Source organism: Streptomyces sp. NPDC018693 (genome assembly GCF_044391385.1).
Lineage (GTDB): Bacteria > Actinomycetota > Actinomycetes > Streptomycetales > Streptomycetaceae > Streptomyces.
This window is the reverse complement of the sequence record NZ_JBIRZZ010000004.1, coordinates 455,220-468,728: the sequence shown is the minus strand read 5'-3', so window position 1 is coordinate 468,728 and position 13,509 is coordinate 455,220. Positions and strand designations below refer to the sequence as shown.

The following is a 13,509-nucleotide window of genomic DNA, read 5'->3' as shown; positions in this document are numbered from 1 at the left end:
GCCACGGAAGTCGGGCACACCGCGCGCCCCCGGCCTCACTCGTCCAACGCGAACACCGCCCCCGTGTGCGCCCCCATCTCGCAGGGGTTGGCGAAGGTCTCCTTGTACCGCACCGGACGTCCGTGCCAACGGCCCTCCGCGCGGGCGGTGACGGGGGCGTAGAGGAAGGCGCAGATCGCGTCCGCGTGGGGCAGGGCGCGGATGTCGCCACGCGCGACGTCCAACTGGGCACACGCCTCGTCGGCGCGGGAGTGACCCTGGGGCGGGTCGCACAGCAGGAGCGTGCGCCGGGTGTAGCTGGACTGGGGGGTGCCCTGGGTGACGGAGAGCCGGAGCCAGGTGCCAGGTCGGGTGCCCTCGGCAGTGCCCTCGGCAGTGGCGGTGGCAGTGGCGGTGGCGTGGGCCGGGGCGGCGGCCAGCAGCAGGGCGGCCGTGGCCGGGAGGGCGCGGCGCAGCGCGGTCCTCGTGACGGCGTGCGTCAGGCGGTACGTCGTGTACGTCATTCCCGGTGCATCGGCACGACCGGCCGCGCACCCCAGTCCCGCTCACCCGAACGTGGGCCGAGCGGTGTGCGCCGGCGCGCCAGTTCGAACGCGGCCAGGACGACCCTCGCCTGGTACTCCGCCTGGCGGGCGACCGGGATCCAGCGCGCCCGCCAGGCGTCGTGGAAGTCGGCGCACCGGGTGTCGATGAGCCGGTCCAGCTCCGGCAGGACACCGGCCGGGTCGGCCCCGCTCGCCGTGACGAGTTGGTGCAGCAGTCCCGCCGTACGGACGGCCAGGCGGCGCCCGGCGATGCCCAGGGCCGTCAGATGGGCGGTGGTCAGCGGCGGCAGCGGCCGGGCGGTGTCGGCGGTGCCGGGGTCCCAGGCGGCGGCCAGCCCCGGGCAGACCAGGACGTAGTCGTCGACGGGGGCGAGCAGCCGGTCCGCGTCGGGGACGTCGGCGAGGTGCGGGCGGGCCCGGGCGAGAACGTCCTCCAGGAGCCGGGTGTCCCGCCGCAGCGTCCCGCTGACGGAGCGCAGGACGGCGTCCCGGTCGGCGGGCGGTGAGTCGTCCTCCACGGCCGCCACGCCCCACATGGGCGCCTCGACGATGGCGGTGACCGTGCCGTGCCGGTGGGGGTGGAACCAGGTCGATTCGACGGCGGCCTCGGTGATCGCGGCGGCCAGGCCGCCGCGGCGCGGCGGCGGGATCAGGTGGACGGCGGGCCCGAGGGCCGGCCAGTACAGGGCGTCGTAGGGGCCGAGTTCGCGCGGGATGCCCAGCCGGGCGGCGGTGTGCGCGACGCGCCGGGCCAGGCCGGGCAGGTCACGGGTCAGTTCGACGAAGCCGCCGCCGACGTCGACGCCGTGCAGCGAGCACTGGAAGAAAGGTTTCAGTTCGTCCTGGAGGTCGAGCAGCGCCCGGGTCTCCGGCAGTACGGCCCCGTCCGCGCCGTCGGGCAGCCACTCCGGCTGCTCCAGGAAGCCGGGGCGGAAGAAGCGCCGGAAGTACCGGTCGAGGCGGTACGGGCCGGACAGCCAGCCCTCGTTGCGGCGCAGCCCGTCCGGGTCGAGGCAGAGCAGCAGATGCCAGGTGGCGTCGGCGCCCTCGGTCAGCCGCGGGTCGGCCAGCACCCGCTCGGCGAGCCGCAGGACGGTCGCGCCGCCCACCGGCTCGTTGGCGTGCGGCCCGGCGACGACGAGCGCCTGGCGGTCGCCGTGACCGACGGAAAGCAGCCACATCGGGGTGCCCGCCCGGGACGTGCCGACGCGGCGCAGCCGCGCGTCCCGGGGGTGGCGGGCGACGAGCGCGGCGGCCCGCGCGGCGAGTTCGTCGACGGTCGGATAGCGCAGGAGAGGCGACAGGACACACCTCCCAAGTGCGGTGCCGGTACTGCACGTGCTTCACCCGGTGTCGCGGTGCGCGCACAGGGGGTCATCACAGTGGGTCATGGCAGGGGGGTACGTCAACACCGCGGAGGAGGGTGGTTTTCGGACACGCGGGGTTGAGGGGGCGTCAGCTCGCCGACAGCCGGAACGCCATCCGGCCGAAGGCCACCTGGTCGCCCTCACGGACGACGGCCGCGCCGATCACCCGGCGCCCGTTGACGGTCGTGCCGTTGGTCGAACCCAGGTCGCGCAGCACCCACAGGCCGCCCTGCAGGCTCAGTTCGGCGTGCACACGCGAGACGGACTCATGGCTCAGCCGCAGCCCGTTGGCGGGGTCGCGCCCGATGCGCAGGGGATGCCCGCCGGCGGGATGCGGCAGCAGCAGCTTGGGCAGCCGCTCGGCCCGCCACGCGCTGCGCAGCCGTACGGTGAAGCCCGAGACGGCCTCCACCGTCCCGAAGACCACGCGCGCGAAGCGGTTCTCCTTGGGCAGGTCGGCGGTCAGCGCGGCGAGTTCGTCGGACCGCCGGGCGGCGAGCGCCAGTTCCATCCGCCGGATGAACGTGTCGTGCGACAGACGGCCCATGGCGACGCCGTCCCGGAGCACCTGCAGCGCTTTGTCGCGCTCCGCGTCGGACAGCCGCGCGGGGTACGTGTTGAACTCGAAAGACGACGTCACGCAGGTGATTGTCGGTCAGCGCAACGCGGGTGTCCAGAAAACGGGGAAACGGCCCCTCACGCGCGCGCGTGCCGCCACCTCGCTCATCGACCGTACGGCGCCCCCTTCACCTCACGGGCCTGCAGGGCCGCCGCGAGCACCGTCCGGGTCTGGTGCTCTATCTGGTGTTCCAGGGGGACCCAGCGGGCGTGGAAGCGTGCGGCGAAGGCGTCGCTCCAGGTGGTGACGAGGTGTTCCATGCGGGGTGCGGCGTCGTCGTCGCGTTCGCGCAGGACGCGCAGGAGCATCGCGGCCGCGCGCAGCGGCAGCCGGCGGCCGAAGGCGTCCACGCTGCCGACGTACGCCATCGTCGTGTCGGCGGGCGGGGTGTTGGTCCAGTCGTCGGCCAGCCCGGGGAGGAGGTCCAGCGCCCAGCGGGCGGCCCGCAGCAGCGGCCCGTCGGCGCCCTCCAGTCGGGGCAGGGCGTCCGTGAGGGCCCGCTCCACCTCCCGGCCGTCCCGCAGCAGCCGGCGGGCGAGGCGGCGGATCGCGGCGGCCGGGGCGGGGTGCGGTGCCGTGTCGTCCACGAGGTCGCTCGCCCACATCGGCACCTCGACGACCGCGGTGAGACCGCCGTAGCGGTGGACGTGGTACCAGGTGCTGTGCCGGGCGTCGTCCGGCATGCTCGGGTACGCCGCGCCCGCCCCCGGGCCGGGCATCACCCGCACCCCGGGCCCGCTGGCCGGCCAGCCGGCCGCGTCCGAGGCGCCCGTCTCCACCGGGATGTGCAGCTCCGCCGCCGACTTGGCGAACGGCTCCGCGAGCCCCGGCACGTCCCTGGTCAACTGCACCCAGCTGCCGCCCAGTTCGGTGCCGTGCAGGGTCACCTGGAGGTAGGGCCGCAGTTCGTCGATGACCCGGATCAGCGCGCGGGTCTCCGGCGGCAGCCGGTCCGGGGGCAGCAGGGCCGGCGACCACTCGGGCTGCTCCGGGCCGGCCGGGCGGTAGAAGCCCAGGTGGTACTCCAGCAGGCTGCGCGGCGCCGGCGTCACATGCAGGCTCGCCCCGTCCGGGTCCGCGCACAGCAGGAAGTGCCAGGACGTGCCGTCGCGCAACCGCCGTTCCCGCAGTACCCGTTCGGCCAGGGCGAGCAGTGTCGGGCCGCCGGTCGGCTCGTTGGCGTGGGCGCCCGCGACCACCAGCACCCCCCGCCGGGCATGCCCGACCGACAGCAGAAGCAGAGGTCGTCCCGCCCGCGATCGGCCCACCTGCCGCAGCGCGCACAGACCTGGCCTGGATGCGGCCAACGCCTCTGCGGAAGAGGTAAGTTCGGCCAGCGTGGGATAGCGCGGCTCCGGCAGGACACTCACCCCCGTCAACCATCCGGCCCGGCTCGCTCTCCGCGGTACCCCACGGCCGCCGAGCGGTGTCAAGAACAGGCTGGGGGAGGCTCCAGGGGGGGCCGGAGGCGTGCGGCGGCGGTGGCCGGGGCGGGGGCACTGGGCGCGGACGCCGTCCGGGCTTCGGCGGGGGATCTTCGCCGTGGCGCTCTAACGTGAAGTGCTGTCGGGTCCGAGGGTTTCAGGAGGGTGCGTCCCCATGGCCGAGCTCCATCCCGCCATCGAGCCGTACGAGCACGGCATGCTCGACGTCGGTGACGGCAACCGCGTGTACTGGGAGACGTGCGGGAACCCCACGGGCAAGCCCGCACTCGTCCTGCACGGCGGGCCGGGGTCCGGAGCGGGCCCGTTCTGGCGCCGGCTGTTCGATCCGGCGGCGTACCGCGTCGTGCTCCTCGACCAGCGCGGATGCGGCCGGAGCACCCCGGACGCCGCCGACCCGCGGACCTCGCTCGCCGCCAACACCACCGCGCATCTGATCGCCGACATCGAGCTGCTGCGCCGGCGCCTCGGCATCGAGGAGTGGCTCGTCATGGGCGGCTCCTGGGGTGTGACCCTCGCGCTCGCGTACGCCGAGCAGCACCCCGCGCGCGTGTCCGAGCTGGTGCTGTTCAGCGTCACCAGCACCACCCGCCGTGAGGTGGAGTGGGTCACCCGGGACATGGGGCGGATCTTCCCCGAGGAGTGGGCCCGGTTCCGCGACGCCGTACCGGAGCCGGAGCGCGACGGCAGCCTGGTCGACGCCTACGCCCGGATGCTCGCCGACCCCGATCCGGAGGTCCGGGAGCGGGCCGCGCGGGAGTGGTGCCGCTGGGAGGACGTGCACGTCTCCACCCACCCGGGCCACCGGCCCGACCCCCGCTTCGAGGACCCGCGCTTCCGGCTCCGCTTCGCCCGCCTCGTCACGCACTACTGGCGGCACGCCGCCTTCCTGGAGGACGGCGCGCTGCTGCGCGACGCCGGGAAGCTCGCCGGCATCCCGGGGGTGATGATCCACGGCCGGATGGACATCAGCGGCCCGCCGGACATCGCCTGGCGGCTGGCCCAGGTGTGGCCGGACGCGGAACTCGTGCTGATCGGCGAGGAGGGGCACGGACTGTCCGGGGACGCCACGACCGAGGCCGTGCTGGCGGCCACGGACCGGTTCCGGCCGGTGTGAGGGCCCGGATCCGCCGTCCGGCCGGTGTCAGGCCGGTGTGAGGCCCGCCCTCCGGCCGGTCACCCCGCCCGCTCCAGCAGCACCACCGGCAGCCGCGCGAAAAGCTCCCCCACGGGCGCGTGTCCCGTGAACTCCCGCTCGGGCGCCAGTACGTCGACCCACCGGCCCGGCGGCAGCGCCAGCGAGGTGTCCCGCCAGCCGCCCGCCTCGGCGAGCCGCAGCGACAGCCGGGTCACCGCCGTGATCACCGCACCGGAGCGCGCGAAGGCCAGGCAGTGGTCCGCCGCCGGACCCTCGGCGGGCAGCGGCGCGTACGTCGCCGAGGCACCGAAGACCTCCGGTCGCCGTCGGCGCAGCCGGAGCGCGGCCACGGTCACCGCGGCCTTCGCGTCGTCGGGCTCCCCCAGGCCCCCTGCCGGGAAGGACACCGGCCGCCGGTTGTCGGGGTCCACCAGCGCCCGGTACTCGTGCTCCGTGCCCTGGTAGACGTCCGGCACGCCCGGCATGGTCAGATGCACCAGCGCCGTGCCCAGGACGTTGGCCCGGATGTGCGGCTCCAGATCGGCGCGCAGGGCGGCCACACGCTCACCGGGCACCCCGCACGGCCCCGCCGTGACGAAGGCGGCCACCGCGTCCTCGTACGGCGGCTCCTGCTCCGTCCAGCTGGTGTAGAGGCCGGCCTCACGCACATGCTTCAGCAGCGCCTGCCGCACCCGCTCCGGCGCCGCCGGGCCCAGCCCGAACACCGTCTGCCAGGCGGCCCAGGCCAGCTGACCGTCCGCCGCCACGTCCTCCGGGCGGGTCACATCGGCCAGGACACCGGCCCACCGCCCGGGGCACTCGGTGAGCACCGCGAGCGCCGCGCGCACATCGGCGCTGCGCTTGGTGTCGTGCGTGGAGACCACGGTCCCGGTGCCCGGCCAGTCGCGCTGCACGCGCGCGCAGTACGCGTGGAAGTCGTCCGCGCGGACGGCCGGCGCGCTCGGATTCCCGCCCACCTCGGTCGCCGACAGCAGCGGCACGTACCGGTAGAACGCCGTGTCCTCCACCGACTTCGCGCGCAACGCGGACGCCGTCTGCGCGAACCGCGTCCGGAACTCCCGCACCTCCGGACCCTCCCCGCCGCGCCGCCCGACCACCAGATCCCGTACGACATCGACCGCGCCCGCCTCCTCGGGCACCACGTAGGCCCCCCGGGCCTCCTCGGCGGCCTCCTCGGTGACGACCTCGGCCGCGTCACCCGAGGCGTACGGCCGGTACACCTCCAGCCGCACCAGCAGCTCCTCCAGCGCCGTGCGCAGCGCCCAGGGCGCCCGGTCCCGCAGGGAGGCGTCCGGCGACGCGGCACACACCCGTACGGCCGCCCGGGTGAGCCGGTCCAGCTCGGTGGCCAGCTCGTGCGTCAGCACCGCGTACGCGGCCCGCCGAGCGGTCGCCGCCCAGTCGCCGCCCCGGTCCGTCTGCGGGGCCGCGAAGCGCCGGTAGAGCCCGAGCAGCTCCTCGGCACCCGCCGGGTCGGCGAACAGCCCGTCGACATGCCGCAGGGCGTCGTAGCCGGTGGTCCCCGCGACGGGCCAGGAGGCCGGCAGCCGCTCCCGCTCCGACAGGATCTTCTCCACGACCGTCCAGCGGCCCCCGCTCGCCTCGTGCAGCCGCGCCAGATAGCCGTCGGGATCGGCGAGTCCGTCCGGGTGATCGACGCGCAGCCCGTCGATCACACCCTCGTGCAGCAGCCGCAGGATCGTGCTGTGCGTGGCCTCGAAGACCGCCGGATCCTCCACCCGCACCCCGATCAGCTCCGAGATGCTGAAGAAACGCCGGTAGTTCAGCTCCGTACGCGCCAGCCGCCACCACACCGGGCGGTACCACTGGGCGTCCAGCAGCTGCGGCAGCGGCAGCTCCTCGGTGCCCTCGCGCAAGGGCAGCACATGGTCGTAGTAGCGCAGCACGTCCCCGTCGACCTTCAGCCGCCCCATCTCGTCCCCGAGCGGCCCCCCGAGCAGCGGCAGCAGCACCTGCCCGCCCTGCACCTCCCAGTCGATGTCGAACCACCGCGCGTGCAGCGACCGAGGCCCCTCCCGCAGCACCTCCCACAGGGCGCGATTGTGCCGCGGTGCCATCGCCATGTGATTCGGCACGATGTCCACGACGACCCCGACCCCGTGCTCCCGCGCCACCCGCCCCAGCTCCCGCAGCCCCGCCTCACCCCCCAGCTCCTCCCGCACGCGCGCGTGATCGACGACGTCGTACCCGTGAAGAGACCCTGGCACGGCCTCCAGGACCGGGGAGAGATGCAGGTGCGAGACCCCGAGCGAGGCGATGTACGGCACGGCGGCGACAGCGGCGGCGAACGGGAAGGCGGGCTGAAGCTGAAGCCGATAGGTGGAAGTGGGCAGGGCAGAGAGCGAAATCGCACGGTTCATACCAACCTACCTACCCGGCAGCCACCGCAGGGGCGCGGCCAGCCGCAAACGGCCCGCAGTCGGCCGACACCCCGCACCCCCGACGGCGGTGCTACGCCGGCCTCCGCAACACCACCAGACTCCGATCGACCAACGTCAACCGGTCCCCGGCCTCCACCTTCACGCCCTCCTCCAGCACCCGCGGAGCCTCCGTGTCCACCACGACATGCCAAAGCCGCCCATGATCCACCGGCACCACGAAGTCCAACTCCCTCGGCGACGCGTTGAACATCAGCAGAAACGAGTCGTCGACCACCCGCTCCCCCCGAGCCCCCGGCTCGGAGATCGCGTTGCCGTTGAGGAACACCGTCAGCGCCGACGCCGGAGCCGAGTCCCAGTCCCGCTGGGTCATCTCCCGCCCCTGCGGGGTGAACCAGGCGATGTCGGACAGATCGTCATGGGTCCCCTCCACGGGCCGCCCGTGGAAGAACCGCCGCCGCCGCAGGACGGGATGCTCCTTGCGCAGCCACACCAGCGCGCGCGTGAAGTCCAGCAGCTCGCTGCCGCCCTCCGGCCACTCCACCCACGCCAGCTCGCTGTCCTGGCAGTACGCGTTGTTGTTGCCCTTCTGGGTGCGCCCGAACTCATCCCCGTGGCTGATCATCGGCACCCCCTGGGACAGCATCAGGGTGGCGACGAAGTTCCGCATCTGACGGGCGCGCAGCGACAGCACGCCGGGATCGTCGGTCTCGCCCTCGGCCCCGCAGTTCCACGACCGGTTGTGGCTCTCCCCGTCCCGGTTGTCCTCCCCGTTCGCGTGGTTGTGCTTCTCGTTGTAGGAGACCAGGTCGTGCAGCGTGAACCCGTCGTGGCAGGTCACGAAGTTGATGGAGGCCAGCGGGCGCCGCCCGTCGTCCTGGTAGAGGTCGGAGGACCCGGTCAGCCGCGACGCGAACTCCGCGAGGGTGCGCGGCTCGCCCCGCCACAGGTCGCGCACGGTGTCGCGGTACTTGCCGTTCCATTCGGTCCACAGGGGCGGGAAGTTGCCCACCTGGTAGCCGCCCTCGCCGACGTCCCACGGTTCGGCGATCAGCTTCACCTGGGAGACGACCGGGTCCTGCTGCACCAGGTCGAAGAACGACGACAGCCGGTCCACCTCGTGGAACTGCCGCGCCAGGGTCGCCGCGAGGTCGAAGCGGAAGCCGTCGACATGCATCTCCAGGACCCAGTACCGCAGCGAGTCCATGATCATCTGCAGGACGTGCGGGGACCGCATGAGCAGGGAGTTCCCGGTGCCCGTGGTGTCCATGTAGTAGCGCCGGTCGTCGGTGAGCCGGTAGTAGCGCGGGTTGTCGATGCCCCGGAAGGACAGCGTCGGGCCCAGGTGGTTGCCCTCGGCGGTGTGGTTGTAGACCACGTCGAGGATGACCTCGATGCCCGCCTCGTGCAGCGCCCGCACCGCCGACTTGAACTCCAGCACCTGCTGCCCGCGGTCGCCCCAGGAGGCGTACGCGTTGTGCGGGGCGAAGAACCCGATGGTGTTGTAGCCCCAGTAGTTGCTCAGCCCCATGTCCACGAGCCGATGATCATTGACGAACTGGTGTACGGGCATCAGCTCCAGAGCCGTCACCCCGAGCTCCGTCAGATGTTCGATGATCGCCGGGTGGGCGAGGGCCGCGTACGTGCCGCGCAGTTCCTCCGGGAGCCCCGGATGGCGCATCGTCAGGCCCTTCACATGCGCCTCGTAGATCACCGTGTGGTGGTAGTCGATGCGTGGCGGCCGGTCGTCACCCCAGTCGAAGTACGGGTTGACCACGACCGAGGTCATGGTGTGCGGCGCCGAGTCGAGGTCGTTGCGCCGGTCGGGGGCGTCGAAGTGGTAGCCGTAGACCTCCTCGCCCCACCGGACGGAGCCGCTGATCGCCTTCGCGTACGGGTCGAGGAGCAGCTTCGCCGAGTTGCAGCGCAGCCCGCGGCCGGGGTCGTAGGGGCCGTGCACCCGGTAGCCGTAGCGCTGCCCGGGCATGATGCCCGGCAGGTACGCGTGCCGGACGAACGCGTCGCTCTCGCGCAGTTCCACCGCCGTCTCCGAGCCGTCGTCGTGCAGCAGACACAGCTCTACTCGGTCCGCGGCCTCCGTGAAGACCGCGAAGTTCGTGCCGGCGCCGTCGTACGTGGCGCCGAGGGGATACGCCTCTCCTGGCCAGACCTGCATGGATACGACTCTTTCAGGTGTCCCGCGCCACCGGGGGCGCCTTGACCCCGAGTCTCCCCGAAAGTGAGGGAACCACCCCCGGCTGTCACCCCTCTTACCGAGCGACCAGTGCGCAGGCCGTCGTACGGCATGTGCCGAACCAGTGGGGCAGACACATACTCCCGGGGACTAAGGGGGAGTAGGGGGACATGGTGCGCAAAACGGTGCGCCGCCACCTGGGAAAGGTGGTGGCGGGTACGGCCATTGCGGTGGCCGGTACGGCTCTGATGGTCGGGATCACCCTCCCGGGCACGGCGGGGGCGGACGACGAGCCGGGGGACAAACGCGGCGCGGGCAGCGCCGCGCCACAGGCGGCCGGAGGGGAGCAGGGCGCGGCGGTCGCGCCGGGCGTCGTCGCACCGGCACCCGACGAGGGCGCGCGGGGTGACGGCGGCGACCCGCTGACCGACGGCGAGTCGGAGCGGGTCGAGCGGATAGCGCTCGACCGGCGGCTGCTCGTCGGCGGTGAGGACGTCGAGGGGGACCGCGGCCCGCAGAGCCTCGGAGTCGAGCTGGCCGCGCCCGAGGCAGGAGAGGTCGACGACCCGGACGCGCCGCGCCGCGCGGACGTGAGCTTCTACGACTACAAGAGCGACACGCTCGTCACCAAGACGGTCAACCTCGACACCGGCAAGGTCGAGTCGACCGCGACCCAGAAGGGCGTCCAGCCGCCGCTGAGCCGCGAGGAGCAGACCGAGGCGGCCCGGCTGCTGATCGCCGACCCGCTCGGCGCGGGCCTGAAGGCGGACTACAAGGACGCGACCGGCACCGCTCTCACCTCACCGGACCAGCTGCTGCTCGCCAGCATGGTCTACCGGGGCGTGCCCGGCGCCCAGCCGGCCGCGCTCGACAAGTGCGGCGAGCACCGCTGCGCGCGCCTGCTGCCGAAGGTGAAGAACGGTCCCTGGATCGACGCCCGGTCCCTGGTGATCGACCTCAGCGCCCGCAAGGTCGTCCGGCTCACGGGATGACCCACTCCGCCATCCATCCACTTTTCCGACCCCTCTCCTGCCAAGGAGTCATGTCCTCATGCGCGTGAACACCATCAGCCGCGCCCGCCGGGGAGCGGCCGTGGCCCTGTCGCTGGCCGCGCTGACGGCCGGTGCGGGACCGGCCGGCGCCCAGCCGAAGGCGGCGCCCAACCCGATCGTCTGGGGCTGCGGCACCCAGTACCGCATCGAGCAGAAACTCACCTCCGGCACCACCTGGCGGATGTGCTGGCGCTACGAGGCGAAGTCCGGGCTGATCCTGCACAACGTCACCTACCAGCCGCCCGGCGTCCGCCCGATCAAGGTCCTCAACAGCGCCAAACTGGCCCAGATCCACGTGCCGTACGACGACGGCTCGAACGAGTACAACGACATCACCGACTACAACTTCGGCTCCGGCCTGGTGAACCTGGCCCCCGCCGAGTGCCCCGGCGGCACCATCAGAACGGTGAAGGTCCCCGAGGCGTTCGACCCCGACCACCCGAACGTCAAGGGCCTGTGCACCACGACCCGTACCCGCGGCCACGCGTACCGCATGCAGGCCGACACCGGCGACAGGGCGTACCAGGCGCAGGGCAAGGACCTGCTCGTCTACACCGTCAACAAGGTCGGCTGGTACGAGTACATCACCGAGTGGCGCTTCTCCGACGACGGCATGGTCAACATGAACGTCGGCGCCACCGGCAGCCTCTCGCCCTTCGACTACGACGCCGGCGACGGCCGCGGCTGGCCCATCGGCAAGGGCGCCAAGTCCTACGCCACCAGCCACAGCCACAACGTCTTCTGGCGGCTCGACTTCGGCCTCGACGGCTCCTCCCGGACGAAGGTCGAGCAGTACGACTCGGTGGTCAGCCCGCCCGCCTCCGGTGAGCAGGGGCCCACCGCGAAGACCACCCGCACCCCCGTCACCAAGGAACTCGCCGGTGACGCCAAGAACATGCGCTGGTGGCGCGTGGTCAGCGCGGCCGGCAAGAACAAGGACGGCCACCCGCGCTCGTACGAGATCGTCCCCGGCGTCTCCGCCAAGTACCCGGGGCGTCCCTTCACCCGGCACGACGTCTACTTCACCCAGTACGACAAGTGCGAGCAGTACGCCAACAACAACCCCCTCAACTGCGGGCCGGGACACGGCAACTCCGTCGACAAGTGGGTCGACGGGCAGACCCTGACCCACCCCGTGGTCTGGGTGAACGTCGGCTTCCACCACATCGCGCGCGACGAGGACCAGCAGCCCATGCCGGTCCACTGGCAGGGCTTCGCCATCGCCCCGCGTGACCTCACCGCTATGAATCCGCTCACTCCTCCCGCCCTCGCCGGACAGAACGGCCAGGTGGATCTCGAGTAGTTGAGCAACGACCCTGTGCATCCGGCTGCACCGCCCACCGCTCGCGGAGTACCCTTCCTTGATCGTTGAGACGGGGACGGCTCGGGGGAGCGGAAGGCGGTGCTTGGGTGGGCTCGGGAGGGCTGGAGCTGCCCCCTGGTGACGAGGGTCACGAGGGGGGCTCCGCAGACGTCCCGCCCGGGACGGTGTCCCTGGCCCGGCCGATGGAGACGGGGGCCATCGGACCGGAGTTGGACTGGGACGCCCAGGCATGGCGAGAGGTGCGCACCCGCGCACAGCGGGCCGGCCGGGCCTACATCTGGCTCAACCTCGTCGAACAGCGGCTGCGTGCCGTCGTGGCGGCTGTTCTGCGACCGGTCTACGAACCCGTCCACAGCGACGACTGGGTGGTCGCCGCGGCCGGACCCGCCGGACAGGAGTGGGTGCAGCGCGCCGTCGCCGTCCGTGAAGTCAGCCGCCGCAAGGGCTACTTGCTCGACCCTGCCGACGACAATGTCATCTCCTTCCTGACCCTGCCTCAGCTGCGCGAACTGATGGTGCAGCACTGGCCCTGCTTCCAGCCGTACTTCGACGACCGCCGTGACCTCGAACTCGCCCTGGACGAACTGGAGGTCACCCGCAATGTGGTCTCCCGCAACCGGGCGCTGTCCGAGGCCGTGCTGAACCAGGCCGAGCGGGCCTCCGCGCGGCTGCTGGAGATGCTCGGCACCGGCGGTGACGTGCCGTCCGCGCGCCGGATGCCGGTCGACGCCGTGGAGGACCTCGTCGGGGACCGGTACGCGGACGTGGTCGCCGTCCACCCCGACCGGGTGCGGCTGCTGCGGCAGTTCCCCGCCGAGGACATCTTCGACGGGGCCCGCCGCATCGACGCCATCGGCATCGGCCTCAACCTGCTCGTGCAGAACTTCTCCGGCCGCCGCCTGGTCCGCCTCGCCGACGCCGGCTGCCGGGTGCGGCTGCTGTTCCTCAACCCCGCCTCCAGTGCCGTCAAGCGGCGTGAGCGCGAGCTCGGCATCAAGCGGGGCGAGCTGAGCCGGGCGGTGGAGATGAACATCCTGCACATGCGCCGGGTCCGCTCCCGGCTGCGCGACCCGGGTGCCTTCCAGATCCAGGTGTACGACGAGACGCCCCGCTTCGCCGCTTATCTCGTCGACGGCGACGGCTCGGACGGCGTCGGGGTGGTGCAGTCCTATCTGCGGCGCATGCGCGGGATGGAGGCGCCCGTGCTGGTCCTGCGCAACGGCAACCGGGTGGTCAAGTCGGACGAGGTGGACGAAGGGGGGCTCTTCGCGGCATATCGCGAGGAGTTCGAGCTGGGTTGGGTGGATTCGCGACCGGTGTCCTGAACGTCCCTCCGATCGGGGGTACAAGCGGAAGGCGATCCTCTGATTGTCAGTGGCGCATGCGAAGGTGGAGGCCACTGGGGGAA

Annotated in this window: 10 protein-coding genes; 4 read left to right on the top strand and 6 right to left on the bottom strand. The window is 72.6% G+C overall.

The annotated features are described in order from the left end of the window. Window positions 1-35: 35 nt before the first annotated feature. The 4 genes from ACH5AC_RS14050 to ACH5AC_RS14035 all read right to left on the bottom strand — a co-directional run bounded on the left by ACH5AC_RS14050 (window position 36) and on the right by ACH5AC_RS14035 (window position 3,901). The gene (locus ACH5AC_RS14050) at window positions 36-503 is read right to left on the bottom strand and encodes an SSI family serine proteinase inhibitor (protein ID WP_398861997.1); all 468 of its coding nucleotides are present in this window, start codon (window positions 501-503) and stop codon (window positions 36-38) included. After that, a complete protein-coding gene (locus ACH5AC_RS14045) occupies window positions 500-1,849 on the bottom strand; it encodes a M14 family zinc carboxypeptidase (protein WP_398862220.1) in 1,350 nt (449 codons plus the stop codon). The genes ACH5AC_RS14050 and ACH5AC_RS14045 overlap by 4 nt, the downstream gene beginning before the upstream one ends. Before the next feature lie 151 nt (window positions 1,850-2,000). Next, window positions 2,001-2,552, bottom strand: coding sequence for an FHA domain-containing protein (locus ACH5AC_RS14040; protein WP_398861996.1), 552 nt, complete (start codon window positions 2,550-2,552; stop codon window positions 2,001-2,003). A gap of 83 nt (window positions 2,553-2,635) precedes the next feature. Next, complete coding sequence (locus ACH5AC_RS14035) at window positions 2,636-3,901, bottom strand: M14 family zinc carboxypeptidase (protein ID WP_398861995.1); 1,266 nt, start codon at window positions 3,899-3,901, stop codon at window positions 2,636-2,638. Between the two features lie 229 nt (window positions 3,902-4,130). Here ACH5AC_RS14035 and pip point away from each other — a divergent pair, with 229 nt between their 5' ends. Beyond that, the gene (gene pip, locus ACH5AC_RS14030; RefSeq protein ID WP_398861994.1) at window positions 4,131-5,090 is read left to right on the top strand and encodes a prolyl aminopeptidase; all 960 of its coding nucleotides are present in this window, start codon (window positions 4,131-4,133) and stop codon (window positions 5,088-5,090) included. 59 nt (window positions 5,091-5,149) lie between these two features. Here pip and treY read toward each other — a convergent pair whose 3' ends face one another. Together treY and glgX are read right to left on the bottom strand one after the other, a co-directional pair. After that, entirely contained in the window at window positions 5,150-7,513 is a 2,364-nt protein-coding gene (gene treY, locus ACH5AC_RS14025) for a malto-oligosyltrehalose synthase (RefSeq protein WP_398861993.1), read from the bottom strand. A gap of 91 nt (window positions 7,514-7,604) precedes the next feature. Next, a complete protein-coding gene (glgX, locus tag ACH5AC_RS14020; RefSeq protein WP_398861992.1) occupies window positions 7,605-9,707 on the bottom strand; it encodes a glycogen debranching protein GlgX in 2,103 nt (700 codons plus the stop codon). Between the two features lie 191 nt (window positions 9,708-9,898). On the opposite strand from glgX, the gene ACH5AC_RS14015 reads away from it, so the two are divergent. The 3 genes from ACH5AC_RS14015 (at window position 9,899) to ACH5AC_RS14005 (ending at window position 13,426) form a co-directional block, all read left to right on the top strand. Continuing rightward, window positions 9,899-10,717 carry a Tat pathway signal sequence domain protein gene (locus tag ACH5AC_RS14015; protein WP_398862219.1) on the top strand — a complete coding sequence of 273 codons (819 nt, stop codon included), beginning with the start codon at window positions 9,899-9,901 and terminating at the stop codon, window positions 10,715-10,717. A 58-nt stretch (window positions 10,718-10,775) separates the two neighbouring features. Continuing rightward, window positions 10,776-12,080 carry a copper amine oxidase gene (locus ACH5AC_RS14010; protein WP_398861991.1) on the top strand — a complete coding sequence of 435 codons (1,305 nt, stop codon included), beginning with the start codon at window positions 10,776-10,778 and terminating at the stop codon, window positions 12,078-12,080. 107 nt (window positions 12,081-12,187) lie between these two features. Further along, complete coding sequence (locus tag ACH5AC_RS14005; protein WP_398861990.1) at window positions 12,188-13,426, top strand: SAV2148 family HEPN domain-containing protein; 1,239 nt, start codon at window positions 12,188-12,190, stop codon at window positions 13,424-13,426. The last annotated feature ends 83 nt before the right edge of the window (window positions 13,427-13,509 follow it).